This is a genomic window from Bacteroidales bacterium, assembly GCA_041671145.1.
Taxonomy (GTDB): Bacteria; Bacteroidota; Bacteroidia; order Bacteroidales; family JAHJDW01; genus JAQUPB01.
Map to the genome: position 1 here is coordinate 143,808 of JBAZBZ010000002.1, position 14,297 is coordinate 158,104.

The 14,297-nt window shown below is 33.6% G+C and carries 10 protein-coding genes and 1 pseudogene; 7 read left to right on the forward strand and 4 right to left on the reverse strand.

The features are described 5' to 3' along the window. Positions 1 to 45 precede the first annotated feature (45 nt). The 3 genes from trpB (at position 46) to WC223_01315 (ending at position 3,264) form a co-directional block, all read left to right on the forward strand. Complete coding sequence (gene trpB / locus WC223_01305; GenBank protein MFA6922866.1) at positions 46 to 1,239, forward strand: tryptophan synthase subunit beta; 1,194 nt, start codon at positions 46 to 48, stop codon at positions 1,237 to 1,239. A gap of 72 nt (positions 1,240 to 1,311) precedes the next feature. Then, positions 1,312 to 2,106, forward strand: coding sequence for a tryptophan synthase subunit alpha (gene trpA / locus WC223_01310; protein MFA6922867.1), 795 nt, complete (start codon positions 1,312 to 1,314; stop codon positions 2,104 to 2,106). Between the two features lie 132 nt (positions 2,107 to 2,238). Beyond that, positions 2,239 to 3,264, forward strand: coding sequence for a bifunctional 3-deoxy-7-phosphoheptulonate synthase/chorismate mutase (locus WC223_01315; protein MFA6922868.1), 1,026 nt, complete (start codon positions 2,239 to 2,241; stop codon positions 3,262 to 3,264). 150 nt (positions 3,265 to 3,414) lie between these two features. Here the strand turns inward: WC223_01315 and WC223_01320 are convergent, their stop codons facing one another. Together WC223_01320 and WC223_01325 are read right to left on the reverse strand one after the other, a co-directional pair. After that, positions 3,415 to 4,296, reverse strand: a complete 882-nt coding sequence (locus WC223_01320; GenBank protein ID MFA6922869.1) for a glycosyltransferase — start codon at positions 4,294 to 4,296, stop codon at positions 3,415 to 3,417. 97 nt (positions 4,297 to 4,393) lie between these two features. Beyond that, positions 4,394 to 5,224: a glycosyltransferase gene (locus tag WC223_01325; protein MFA6922870.1), complete on the reverse strand. Its 831-nt coding sequence runs from the start codon at positions 5,222 to 5,224 to the stop codon at positions 4,394 to 4,396. Positions 5,225 to 5,303: 79 nt separating this feature from the next. Between WC223_01325 and WC223_01330 the strand changes: the two are divergent. Then, positions 5,304 to 7,132 (forward strand): annotated as a pseudogene (locus WC223_01330) (ABC transporter transmembrane domain-containing protein). Positions 7,133 to 7,380: 248 nt separating this feature from the next. Beyond that, positions 7,381 to 8,223 (forward strand): pantoate--beta-alanine ligase, encoded by an 843-nt coding sequence (gene panC, locus WC223_01335; GenBank protein MFA6922871.1) that lies wholly within the window; start codon positions 7,381 to 7,383, stop codon positions 8,221 to 8,223. Positions 8,224 to 8,280: 57 nt separating this feature from the next. On the opposite strand, the gene WC223_01340 is transcribed toward panC, so the two are convergent. Then, on the reverse strand, positions 8,281 to 10,422 hold the full coding sequence (locus tag WC223_01340) for a C10 family peptidase (GenBank protein MFA6922872.1): 2,142 nt from the start codon (positions 10,420 to 10,422) through the stop codon (positions 8,281 to 8,283). A gap of 234 nt (positions 10,423 to 10,656) precedes the next feature. On the opposite strand from WC223_01340, the gene hutI reads away from it, so the two are divergent. Continuing rightward, positions 10,657 to 11,907: an imidazolonepropionase gene (hutI, locus tag WC223_01345; protein ID MFA6922873.1), complete on the forward strand. Its 1,251-nt coding sequence runs from the start codon at positions 10,657 to 10,659 to the stop codon at positions 11,905 to 11,907. 36 nt (positions 11,908 to 11,943) lie between these two features. Beyond that, positions 11,944 to 13,629 carry a glutamate formimidoyltransferase gene (gene ftcD / locus WC223_01350; GenBank protein ID MFA6922874.1) on the forward strand — a complete coding sequence of 562 codons (1,686 nt, stop codon included), beginning with the start codon at positions 11,944 to 11,946 and terminating at the stop codon, positions 13,627 to 13,629. A gap of 75 nt (positions 13,630 to 13,704) precedes the next feature. Here ftcD and WC223_01355 read toward each other — a convergent pair. Further along, positions 13,705 to 14,297, reverse strand: a 593-nt coding sequence (locus WC223_01355; protein MFA6922875.1) for a hypothetical protein, incomplete at its 5' end; no start/stop codon positions are given.

Here is a 14,297-nt window from a genome sequence, read left to right on the forward strand (position 1 = left end):
TTATAATGCAAACAAAATTTAACCTTAAAATAGCGAAAAAAACAAATGAACTATAATGCTGATAAAAACGGATATTATGGAAAGTTTGGCGGAGCATACATTCCCGAAATGCTGCATGCAAACATAGAGATATTAAAAAATAATTATAAGAAAATTACTACGGACAAAAATTTTCAAAAGGAATATCGTCAGCTTTTGAAAGATTATGCTGGTCGTCCCACTCCGCTTTATTTTGCATCAAGATTATCTGAATATTTTAAGACAAATATTTTTCTTAAACGTGAAGATTTATGTCATACTGGTGCTCATAAAATAAACAATACAATAGGACAAATACTTCTTGCAAAAAAACTAAACAAAAAAAGAATTATTGCCGAAACCGGTGCCGGGCAGCACGGAGTTGCAACAGCTACCGTTTGTGCTTTGATGAATTTAAAATGTGTTGTTTACATGGGCGAAACCGATATGAAACGGCAGATGTCCAATGTAGAACGAATGAAAATGCTCGGAGCAGAAGTTGTTCCCGTACACAGCGGAAATAAAACGCTGAAAGATGCAACTAACGAAGCCATTCGTGATTGGATTAATAACCCCGAAACATATTATTTAATCGGCTCAGTTGTTGGTCCTCACCCCTACCCTGAAATTGTTGCAGGATTTCAGTCAATAATAAGTGAAGAACTGAAAGTTCAGATGAAAGAGAAAACAGGAAACGAAAATCCCGATTGCATTATTGCATGTGTGGGAGGAGGAAGTAATGCAGCAGGAATTTTTTATCATTATTTAAAAAACGGAAAAGTAAAACTTATAGCCGCTGAAGCAGCAGGAAAAGGCATCCATTCAGGTTTTTCAGCAGCTACAACTGTTTTGGGCAAATCCGGAATTCTACACGGAAGCAAAACTCTCATAATGCAAAATGAAGATGGACAAATTACAGAGCCCTATTCAATTTCTGCAGGACTCGATTATCCGGGCATGGGACCGTTGCACGCTCATTTGTTTGATATAAAAAGAGTAAAGTTTATAAGTATTACCGACAACGAAGCTTTGAAAGCCGCAATGCTGTTGACAAGGATGGAAGGTATTATTCCTGCACTCGAATCCGCTCACGCACTTGCTTGTTTGAAAAAAATAAAATTCACAAAAAATAAAAAAGTTGTTATAAATCTTTCGGGACGCGGTGATAAGGATTTGGAGGCGTTTATAAAGTATTTAAAGATTAGAAAATTAAAAGATTGAAAGATTAAAAAAATATCGAATGTCGAAGTTTTTTACTAATGACTAATGACTTAATGACTAATGACTGAAAAAATGAACAGAATTGACAAATTATTTGAATCGAAACACAAAGAGATATTGAATATATATTTCACCGCAGGATTTCCCGAATTAAATCAAACTGCTGAAATCATCAAATATATTACAGAAGCAGGAGTTGATATTATTGAAATAGGAATTCCATTTTCCGATTCGTTAGCTGATGGACCAACAATACAACAAAGCAACGAGAAAGCTCTCACAAACGGAATGACTTTAAAAATTATTTTCAACCAATTAAAAAATATCCGACAATCAGTTGATATTCCTTTGCTATTGATGGGCAGTTTAAATCCAATAATGCAATTCGGGATAAATGAATTTTGCAAAAAATGCAGCGAAACAGGTATTGACGGCGTTATTATTCCCGACCTTCCTTTTAATGAATTTATTGAAGATTATGAAAAAACTTTTGATAAATATGGTATTTACAACATTTTTCTTATCACACCGCAAACTTCGGAAGAACGAATAATAAAAATTGATGCAGCATCAAAAGGATTTATTTATATGATTTCGTCATCTTCAACAACAGGAGCAAAAAATAAAATCGAAAAATCGCAGGAACAATATTTCAGGAAAATTAACCGGCTCAAATTAAAAAATCCCAAATTAATAGGATTCGGAATCTCTGATAATAAATCATATTTAAAAGCATGTCAATTTGCAAATGGTGTGGTTATAGGAAGTGCTTTCATAAAAGCACTATCAAACAGTAAAACAAATTTAAAAACTACAATAAATAATTTTGTAAATGAAATTAAAAATAACAAATTGTTTAATTGTTAAAAAAAAGAAATCCTGAACTTTCATAGCTATAAACAATATAACAATTAGACAATTTAACAATTAAGCAATAAAACATAAAGAACAATGATAAAAATTCTAACAACCAATAACTGACAACAAACAACTAACATTATGATAATTCAATTAAGCGAAAATATTTCAAATAGCGAAAAAGAAAATATTTTTAAAAAAGTAAAAGAAATCGCATACCAAACAAATGAAGTAAAAACTCAGTTTAACAATTACATCATTTGCGTTGGAAGTAATGAGTTTGATATTCGTATAATCGGCAACATGAAAGGAGTAAAAGATGTTCATAGGGTTTCCGATAATTATAAACTTGTTTCGCGAAAATGGAAAGTTAAGAATACCGTTATTTCTCTTGGAGATGGAATAAAAATCGGAAATAATGATTTTACAATTATTGCTGGTCCATGCTCTGTTGAAAGCGAAGAGCAAGTTGACGGCATTATTGCACATCTTGTAAAAAACAAAATAAAAATCATGCGGGCAATGGTTTTCAAACCGCGCAGTTCGCCATACTCATATCGTGGAATCGGAATTGAAGGATTAAAAACCATTTCAACAATAGCAAAGAAAAACGGAATAAAATTAATTTCGGAAGTGATGCAGGTTTCGCAGATTGACGAAATGCTTGATTACATTGATATATTTCAGGTTGGTACAAGAAACACTCAAAACTTCAACCTTCTCGATGCTCTTGGAAAAATTGATAAACCGGTTCTCATTAAACGAGGAATGTCGGGAACAATTGAAGAACTTTTACATTCGGCAGAATATATTTTTTCAAACGGTAACGAAAAAATTATTTTGTGTGAACGCGGCATACGCACTTTCGAAAAAGCATACCGCAATACATTCGACATAAATGTTATTCCAATATTAAAGGAAAAAACCCACCTGCCTGTAATTGCAGACCCATCACACAGCATAGGAATACGTATGTTTGTTGAACCCATTGCGCTTGCAGCAGCAATTGCCGGCTCCGATGGAATCACAGTTGAAATACACGAAGTTCCTGAAAAAGCAATATCTGACGGACAACAATCTTTAAATTTTGAAGAGGCAGAACAACTTTATAAAAACATTAGAAAAACTGTTGATTTGAGAAATAAAATATTTGTGGATATTGAATGAGAACATCAAAGGTATTATTTATAACCGCTAAGACGCTAAGGCGCAAAGATAAAATATTTATTTTTAAACCTTTGCGACTTAGCGACTCTGCGGTAAAGTAAATATTTTCATCTTTTGAGACAGCCTCCATCAGTCAGATTGCTTACATTACTAACAACTTATAATTCGCTTCAATTTATTTATCAGTATAGTTTTTTTATTTAACACAGGTGTTGTGATATTTCCGGAGAAACTTTTTCCTATTTTTAAATATTTTTTTGTAAACGTATTCGAAGTAATACCCCATTTTAGCAGAAAGGTTTTTCTTCCATTATTTTTTTTAATTCGCTTGGTTGATTTAGAACCAAAGTGGTAAACCAAACTATTTCCTTTACCTTTAAACAATCTAACACCTGCTTCAAAAAGTTTTCTTGAAAAATCAGGGTCGGAATACATGCCCGGAGTGAATTCAATGCTCAATCCACCAACCAAATCCCACATATCAACGTGTACGACATTGGGAGGCCAAGTGCTGCCGCTCCAATCATTGACAAATAAATCATGATATTCATTTAACAATATTTCTTCCTTAAAACTCTGAATATCCTGTCCGTAATTTTTTACTATTACGCAGGAATTTCCGGTATCTGTTGGTTCTATCATGGTGCACGACAACATAAAACTTTTACTGCCGATGTGTTCAATTTCTTTATGCAACTCTAAATCCCAGTTTGGAAGCACATACATGTCATCGTTCACATAAACCATGTATTCGGATTTAACAAGTGCTCTGGCAATATTTAAACCATAACATATACCTATATTATTTTTTGAATGTACATAATCTATTTCTTTTTGGTTTTCGAGCCATTCTAATGTCCCATCTTCATCTTCGTTTACTATTACAATAATTTGAATTTCAAAATGAGAGTTTTTAAGTATGCTGTTTATACACAGTTTCAAAAACTCAATATTGTTCCATGTAGGAATCAACACGCTGAATTTGTAGTTAGTTTTATTTGTCCGCTGATACTTAATTATGTTTTCTATCATATTTTAATGATGGTCGCTCATTAGAAGTTTAATTGTTTTTTTATTTTTTGTGTTTTATTGTTGAATTGTCTAATTGTTATGCTACTTAACGTATCATTTATTTCACAACCATATTGGTATCTTTCAGCATTTCATTGGCAGTTTTTATATCCCATTTTTCTTTTATTAAAATTTTATTTTCTTTATCAATAAAAGATGTTTTTTTTCTTCTTCGACTCAGCCGGTTGTAATGATGCAGATACACCCCAAGCATGACATGGCAGGACTTAATATCAACAAATTCCAAGCTTCTTTTTTTTGCTCTCAGAAAAATATCAAAATCTGCAGATTGAATTCTTTCATCCCATTTTCCAATTTTTTCAATACCTCTGCGCGTTATAAAAACATTGCTTCCTGCAATTCCTAATCTTATTACTTTTCCGCATTTTTCAAATCTTCCTTCAGTCCACTCTTTCCAATTGTTGTACATTAACTTGTGAGTTAACTTCAAAACCCACCTTTTATTTCCGAAAAAAAACACAAAAGGATTTTTAATATATTTCCATTTTTTTAGATGAGCATGAGTTATCTCAGGTGTTTCGAGTATTTCTGTGGCAGAGCATGAAGCAACATCAAGTTTATGAAAATTCATAATGCTTATCGCTCTTTCGTCCCAATCTTTTGAAACTATAACATCATTATTAAGAAAAACCATATAATCGTACTTTGCAGCGTCAATCCCTTGGTTCTGGCAATAAGGATAAGAATAATTTCCGTTATTACTTATTACCTTCGCCCCTTTGTCTTCGAAAAATTCGCGGCTGCCATCTGTCGAAGCGTTATCAATTATAATCAGCTCAAAAATATTTTTTGTGTACCGTACAATATTTTCATAAAAAAGCTTGTTCATCTCAAGCTGATTGTGTATTGCAGTAATTATGCTAAGCATTATTATTATCTTAAAATTAAAATGTATTGTTTCTTTTTCTTAAGTTTGCAAAGTTATTAAATTAAACATTAATTATATAATGAAAGAATTTAAAAAAATTTATTCTTATGTAATACCTTACTGGTCTTATGCTTTCTTAAATATATTATTCAACATTATTTCTGTTTTCTTTGCTTTATTTTCAATGACAATGGTAATTCCCTTTCTTGGGATACTTTTCAGAACTCAGCCATTGGTCACAGATTTGCTGCCTTTCGGTTTTTCAATTGAAATAATCAAGCACAATTTTTATTACCTCCTCAGTAAAATCATTATAAACTATGGCGAAACACATGCACTCATAATGATTTGCATTATTGTAACAATAGCAACATTATTTAAAACGGGATTTAATTATCTGGCGAGTTATTTCATGTCGCCTATTATGAATGGTGTAGTAAAAGATATTCAAAAAAAAATATATAATAAAATTCTTATTCTTCCCCTGTCGTATTATTCTGAAGAGCGCAAAGGCGACATTCTTGCCCGCATAACAAATGATGTTCAGGAAATTAAATTTTCGATAATGAGTTCACTTGATATGGTTTTCCGCGACCCTCTGACAATAATTATTTATATTTCGGTGCTCATTTTCATGAGTTTTGAATTATCGATTTTTGTATTGGTATTTTTTCCTGTAAGCGGTTTAATAATCGGAAGAATTGGAAAAACACTTAAAAATACTTCTCTCAGAGGTCAGCATAAAATGGGCGATTTATTATCACTAATTGAAGAAACTTTGGGCGGATTAAGAATAATAAAAGCTTTCAATGCCGAAAATGTTGTAATCAGAAAATTCAAAGCATTGAACAATCAATATTATATAATAATGAATACTGTAACTCGCCAGCGTTCATTATCAACACCAATGGGAGAATTTCTCGGCACACTTGTAATGGTAACGGTTATGTGGTATGGTGGCTCCCTCGTGCTAAGCAAAGAGGGGTCATTGTCTCCCACATCCTTTATAGGTTATCTTATTATTTTATCTCAGATAATACCTCCGATAAAATCCCTTTCAAACGCTATTACAACATTCAAAAAGGTGCAGCTTCAATAGAAAGAATTTCTTACATTATTGATGCAGAAGTTAAAATCATAGAAAAACCTGATGCTATCGCGGTTAATGAATTTAAAAAGGAAATTGAATATAAAAATATTTCGTTTACTTATAAACATGATGAAGAAGAATGGGTTTTAAAAAATATTAATCTTAAGATTGAAAGAGGCAGAACGATTGCATTAGTGGGACAATCGGGCGGCGGTAAAACCACTCTTGCCGATTTACTTCCCCGCTTTCATCTGATTGAGTCGGGAGAAATTTTAATTGACGGAATAAATATTGAAAATTACAAAATTAAAGATTTGCGCGATTTGATGAGCATTGTTACACAGGAATCAATTTTATTCAACGGCACTGTTTTCGACAATATTGCCTTAGGAAAGGATACTGCCATGATGGATGAAGTTATTGCTGCCGCTAAGGTTGCCAATGCACATAATTTTATCATGGAAATGGAAAATCAATATCAGTCGAATATCGGTGACCGTGGATGCAAGCTTTCGGGAGGACAAAGGCAGCGACTATGCATTGCCAGAGCGGTATTGAAAAATCCTGCCATATTAATTCTTGATGAGGCAACGTCGTCACTTGATACTGAATCGGAACGTTTAGTGCAGGATGCAATATATAAATTAATGAAAAACCGAACATCAATTGTAATTGCACATCGGCTTTCAACTATTAAAAACGCTGACGCGATTTGTGTTTTACATAAAGGCGAAATCGTTGAAAAAGGCACTCATACTACACTTCTCGAAAAAGAAGGTTATTATAAAAAGTTATTTGATATGCAGATGTTCAGTTAAAACAGTTTAAAGTTTAAGGTTTAAAGTTTAAGGTTTTTGTTATTTGAGTTTACTACTATTTTTTTATTTTGTTTTCAATTTTAAAAATTTTGAAATTTGCATGTTAATTTTTTTTATTGTTACTCTTATTCTTATGTTCTGAAGTTCAATATGCACGACTTTAAACTTTAAACAAAATAAAATTTAACAACCTCTTGACAATTACTTTATTTTTTTAACAATTAACAATTAACTTTTTCCCCACGATAATGCTGGTATTTGAAAAAATAATTTCAATAAAAAAGCACATTTCGGAACTGAAAGAAGCGAAAAAAACAATTGGTTTTGTGCCGACAATGGGAGCATTGCACAATGGACATATATCACTTATTAACAAAGCAAAAAAAGAAAATAATATTGTTGTATCAAGCATTTTCATAAATCCCACGCAGTTTAACGACAAATCGGATTTCGAAAAATATCCGCGAACTCTCGAAACAGATAAAGAAATACTCGAAAAAGCAAACTGCGATATTATATTTGCACCATCAAAAGAAGAAATGTATCCCGAACCCGATAATTCGAAATTTGATTTCGGCAATCTTGATAAAGTAATGGAAGGAAATTTTCGTCCCGGGCATTTTAAGGGCGTAGCGATAATTGTAAAAAAACTTTTAAAAATCATTGAGCCGCACAGAGCATACTTCGGTGAAAAAGATTATCAGCAGTTTTTAATAATAAAAAAACTGACAAGCATTTTGAATCTTCCCATTCAGATTATTGGATGTCCGACAATTCGTGAAAGTGACGGTTTGGCGATGAGTTCGCGAAATACTCGTTTATCAAATAAAGAAAGGGCAGACGCAGTAAAAGTTTCGCAAATTCTTTTAGAAATAAAACAACTTAAAGGAAAAATGAGTGTTGATGAAATGATTTTTTTTGTAGAAAATGAAATAAAAAAAATACCTCTTTTAAAACTAGAATATTTTGAAATTGCCGACAATACTACTCTTTTGCCAGTAAAGAACTGGCATAACTACGAAGACACAATGGCTTTTATTGCATTCTATGCAGGAAAAATACGACTTATTGATAATGTGAAATTTATTTAAAAACAAAAAAAAGGAGCAACAAAAATCGTCGCTCCTTTTTCGCACTATGAAAAAAAATTAATCAATAATAACTTTTTGAGTCATATTTCCTTTGTCAGTATTTATTTCCATAATGTACATTCCTTTTGCAAAGTTCTTTACATCAATTGCCTGTTTGTATTCACCGTTAAATGTACCTACATTTTCTGAATATATTGTTTCACCAAGTATGTTTATGAGTTTTACTTTTGCATCTTTTACATTGTCAAATGCCACACTAAAGTTCAACATATTATTTGCCGGCACCGGATAAATTGCAAGGGAGTTAATTCCTGTTCTGTCCTGAACGCTTGTTATCGTTTCATACCAGAAACTCCATCCTGCACCTGTAACAGTACTATTTGTTTTGAATTTTACTTTTATTTTAGGAGTATTGCAAGTATAATCGGTAGGTAAACTTGTACCCGAAAATGTTGTAAGTGTCACATTGGGAAGAACATTATTATTAATTATGTCAACATGGTCATTAGTAGCTTCAGTATTAAAAGTAAGCCAGTGAATTAATATTGAAGTAGGAGAATTCGAAGGAGTAATTGTCCATTGGCAGTTTGTGTTGTTATTATAACCTAAGCCATCACCGCTGCCGTCATAAACCGTACCAGTAGTTGCAGTAATATTTGTGTTACTGGCACAGAATACAGGATAAGTTGAATTGTACCTTAAGCGAAATCCATCTCCAACCGTACTATTAGCATCGGATGTAAAGGTTACTAATGCCCATGGCTTTGTTGTAACAACTGAAGGCATAGTACCTGGACTTCCCGAATATTGTCCTAAAATCGGTGCCGCAGTGGTTTTTCCATCATATATTGTAACAACATCACTACCTGATTCTGTATTTAATTTTTCAAAATTTAAGGTCAATGTTGCAATGCTGTCTGTGGGGTCAATCAGCCAGCTGCAATTTGCATTTGGCTGATAGTTTGCATTTCCGCTTCCATCCTCAAAAACACCTGTAGGTGTAGTAAATGTTTGTGAGCCGCTGCAATAAGTAGGATATCCCGCTACTGGTATAATGTCGTAAGCTACCATCTGATTGCTAATAAAATTATATCCACCTGCATTCAAATTTGTTAACATAAAGTACCCGTTATCTGAACCATTCCATCCCCAATTCATGTCAAAGTAATCAGTTCCCTGATATCCATCGCAAACCCATGCATGTCCAGCACTACCGTCATATCCTCCGTAAACCATAGGTCTTCGCACATCGCATTGCGCCCTTAATCTGTTTTTCCACGTTGCATCAGGATTGGTGCCGGGCGAAGTAGCATATGTAACAGAATTTGCATATTTAAAATGTGAAGTAAGCGCATTCGGCACATAACTAATCTGTGTTCCTGAGGCGGTTGCACCATAATGCATGTCCACGCAAACACCGACATGATAAAGCAAAGTAGCCACGGCATCATTGCCCTGATTCCTGAGCATTTGATTCCACAAATATGTAGTTGACCCAGGGTCAACGGTTAATGTTCCGTAATTAGTCCAATAATCAGTATGAGTACCACTATATCCTGTTGTGGGCCACATGTGATAATTCATTACCTGACTTGTTGCAGTTGCAACGCAGCCGGTAAGAGCATGCCCTCCCTCTCCCGCAGCATCAGCAGGACATTTTGAATTATAACCAATACCCTGTGCCCATGTTGTAGCTAATAAAGGTGCTACGTCAAGAATATCTTTCGCATTAATGTCAACATTACCTTTCAGGTATTTGTTCCTTGATGCAGTAACTTCAGGTGTTGCAGCAATATTATTGTCTCTTATGTATGCAACTCCTTTTTTATATGAATCAATAAATAGAGCAAAAGCAGGTGGTTGGTTTTGCGTAGAGTATGCCCCTTGAAAAGAATAACCAACAACAGGCGTTGCAGCATCATCAGCGGTAACAATTATAAAACCTTCATTGTACGGAGTTTTTACGTTGAATATGTATAAGTCGGGAATACCTATGGTCAAACATTCAGTATATGTTTCTGTTAATTTTATTTCACTGAGAGCTACTTTCTGATTAACATGCTTTGAAAATTTATTATACATTTCATAATAGAAATTAATCGCAATCTTTTGTGCTTCTTTAACTTCAATTTTTACGGCAAATGTAAAATTACTTAATACAAATGCTAAAATAATTAAAATGGTAATTTTCTTTTTCATAATTTTGTGTTTTTAGTTTTCAATTTATAATGTAAATATCGTATATTTTTTAGTATAACAAATGTACATATTAAATTTTAAAAAGTCAACTTTTTTGCGAAATTTATAGCTTATTTTTTTACTTATATGTCGATTTATATATATATATTATTTAAAACCAATAAAAACCACTACTTTTCATATTTAATTTAGACAAACAAAATTATTTAAACTTGCGTATTTTTATTAAAAAAAATGATACTCATAAAAAATATCAAAGAACTAATTGGGATTAAGCAGAAACCAATTTCAAAAATATTGGGAAAAGATATGTCAATACTCAATACTTTGAAGGATGCTTTTATTTTTATTGAAAACGGAAAAATATCCGATTTCGGATGTATGTCTGAAAGCAAGCATATTTACATATTAAAAAACAATAAAGAAATAAAACAAATTGATGCGGCAGGCAAAATGGTCTTCCCTTGTTTTTGTGATTCGCACACTCATATTGTTTATGCAGGCAGCAGGGAGTTTGATTTTATTGATAAAATAAAAGGACTTTCTTATGAGGAAATTGCTAAACGCGGCGGTGGAATTTTGAACTCTGCAAAAAAACTTCAGGGTTGCACTGAACAAGAATTAGTTGAACAGGCATTATTGCGTCTTGATGAAATGAAATCGTTTGGTACGGGAGCTGTTGAAATAAAAAGCGGTTACGGACTTAGCTTAGAAAGCGAGCTTAAAATTCTCAGAGTAATAAAAAAACTAAAAAAACTTTCGCCATTAACAATAAAATCAACATTTCTGGGAGCACATGCAATTCCTGCTAAATTTAAAAACGCACCCGAAAAGTATATCGATTTAATAATAAACAAAATGCTTCCTGTCATTGCCGAAGAAAAACTTGCTGATTATATTGATGTGTTTTGCGATAAAGGATTCTTTTCAGTTAAAGACACCGAAAGGATTTTATCGGCAGGACAGAAATATAATTTAACTCCGAAAATACATGCAAATGAACTTGGCTATACGGGCGGAGTGCAGGTTGGTGTGAAACATAAAGCTCTTTCTGTTGACCATTTGGAATATACAGGCGAAGAAGAAATCAAGTGCTTATTAAAATCAGAAACAATGCCCACGCTTTTACCGGGAACTTCTTTCTTTTTAGGATTACCTTATGCTCCTGCTCGCAAAATGATTGATGCGGGTTTACCGGTTGCTTTAGCAAGCGATTTTAATCCCGGCTCATCACCATCGGAAAATATGCAGTTTGTGATTTCGCTTGGTTGCATAAAATATAAAATGACTCCCGAAGAAGCCATAAATGCTGCAACTATAAATAGCGCTTATGCAATGGGAGTTGAAAAAGAACTCGGAGGTATTGCAGTTGGCAAAAAAGCAAATATTTTTATAACCAAACCAATTCCTTCTTATCAATATTTTCCTTATTCTTTCGGAAGCAATAAAGTTGAAATGGTGATTTTAAATGGGAAAATTCAATAATTCAATTTATTTTTGTAAAAATTTTAATATCATTTTATGAAAAAGTTAATCGAATGTGTTCCTAATTTCAGTGAAGGGCGCAACATGAATGTAATCAAACAAATTACCGCTCAGATTGAATCGGTTGAAGGAGTGAGACTACTCGACGTTGACCCGGGAAAAGCTACAAACAGAACTGTTGTAACTTTTGTAGGCGAACCGGAAGCAGTTATTGAAGCTGCATTTCTGGCTGTTAAAAAAGCATCGGAAATTATTGACATGAGGACTCATAAAGGAGAACATCCGCGAATGGGTGCCACTGATGTTTGTCCGCTTATTCCCGTTGCAGGAATTACAATGGAAGAAACCGTTAAATATGCACATAAGCTGGCAGAGAGAATCGGAAAAGAACTTTCCATTCCTGTTTATTGTTATGAATATGCTTGCTTTACCGAAGAAAGAAGAAACCTTGCTAATTGCCGCGCAGGAGAGTATGAAGGGCTCCAGAAAAAATTAACAGACACGAAATGGAAACCCGATTTCGGTCCTGCAAAATTTAATGCAACAGCAGGAGCAACCGCTGTTGGAGCAAGAGATTTTTTAGTTGCTTATAACGTAAATCTGAATACAACTTCTGTGCGGAGAGCAAATGCAATTGCTTTTGATATAAGAGAAAAAGGCCGTCCCAAAAGAGAAGGCAACCAGATAACAGGCAAGATTGTTAAAGATGAAAAAGGCGAGACAGTGCATATTCCCGGCACACTCAAAGCAGTAAAAGCGATTGGCTGGTACATTGAAGAATATGGCATTGCCCAAATATCAATAAATCTTACAAATATAAACATAACTCCCGTGCACGTTGCTTTTGAGGAAGCTTCTAAAAAAGCACAGGAAAGAGGAATAAGAGTTACCGGCTCGGAACTTGTTGGATTGATACCTTTAAAAGCAATGCTTGATGCAGGAAAATATTTTCTAAAAAAACAACAACGTTCGGTTGGCATTTCAGAAGAAGAAATAATAAAAATCGCAGTAAAGTCGCTTGGTCTTGATGATTTAAAGCCATTTAATCCTAAAGAAAAAATAATAGAATATTTACTCGAAGACAATTCAAAAAAGAAACTTATTGATTTTACGTGTAAAGGATTTGCAAATGAAACGGCCTCGGAATCGCCTGCTCCGGGTGGAGGTTCAATTTCGGCATATGTAGGGGCACTCGGTGTTTCGCTGGGTACAATGGTTGCAAACTTGTCATCTCATAAAGCCGGCTGGGATGAACGATGGGAAGAATTCTCTGATTGGGCTGAAAAAGGTCAGGTTATTAAAGACAAGCTTTTGTACCTCGTTGATGAAGATACAAATGCATTTAACAAAATAATGGATTCGTTTAAACTTCCTAATTCTACTGACGAAGAAAAGAGGATAAGGAAAGAAGCTGTAAATGCAGCAACAAAATACGCAATCGAAATACCTTTTAAAGTGATGGAGGCAGCTTATGATTCAATGGAAATTATTAAAGAAATGGCTGAAAAAGGGAATCCAAATTCTGTAAGTGATGCAGGAGTTGGTTCTTTATGCGCACGCTCTGCCGTGATGGGTGCTTTTCTGAATGTAAAAATAAATTCTTCGGGTTTGAAAGATGATTTGTTTGTGAAAGAAAAAATTCAAAAAGGACAGGAAATAGAGAAAAAAGCAATTGCACTTGAAAAGGAAATTCTGGAAATTGTTAGTAGTAAAATAAAGTAAGTTTGCGAGAAACTTTTTTGTTTCGCCAAGACGCAGAGACGCTAAGTTTTGCATAACTTTAAACTTCAAACTCTTTTAATACACAAACTTCTTTACAACGATTTCCTTTGAGTTTCTTACTCTCATGAAATAGGATGTGTTTTTTACAATATTATCGGCAGGTAATTTCAAAGCAATATTTTCTTCCAATGATTCAAAAATTTTATAGTAAACTACGGCTCCTGTAAAATCAATTATTTCAACCTTCAATGTTTCTTTGCCGGTATTTATCACATTAGCAGCAATTTCTTTTCCGTCGAAATATGGTTGTATTAATATCAGGTTTGTGATTTTACTATTTGTTTTTACGGCAATTACATTACTATATTTGTATGTTCCATCAAAATCAGTTTGCTTTAAACGATAATAAATTATTCCAAGCGGCGGATTATTATCAATAGCAGAATATTTAAGAACTGTATTGCTATTGCCTGCTCCTTTTACTGTTGTTATTATTTCAAAACTTTTACTATCGATTGAACGTTCCACTGTGAAATAATCATTATTTATTTCCGATGCTGTTGTCCAGAACAAATTCACAACACCATTTTCATAAATTGCATTGAACGAAAGAAGCTCTATCGGAAGAACATTAGTTCCGTTGCTAAGCGTCCACCGAACCGGTTGAC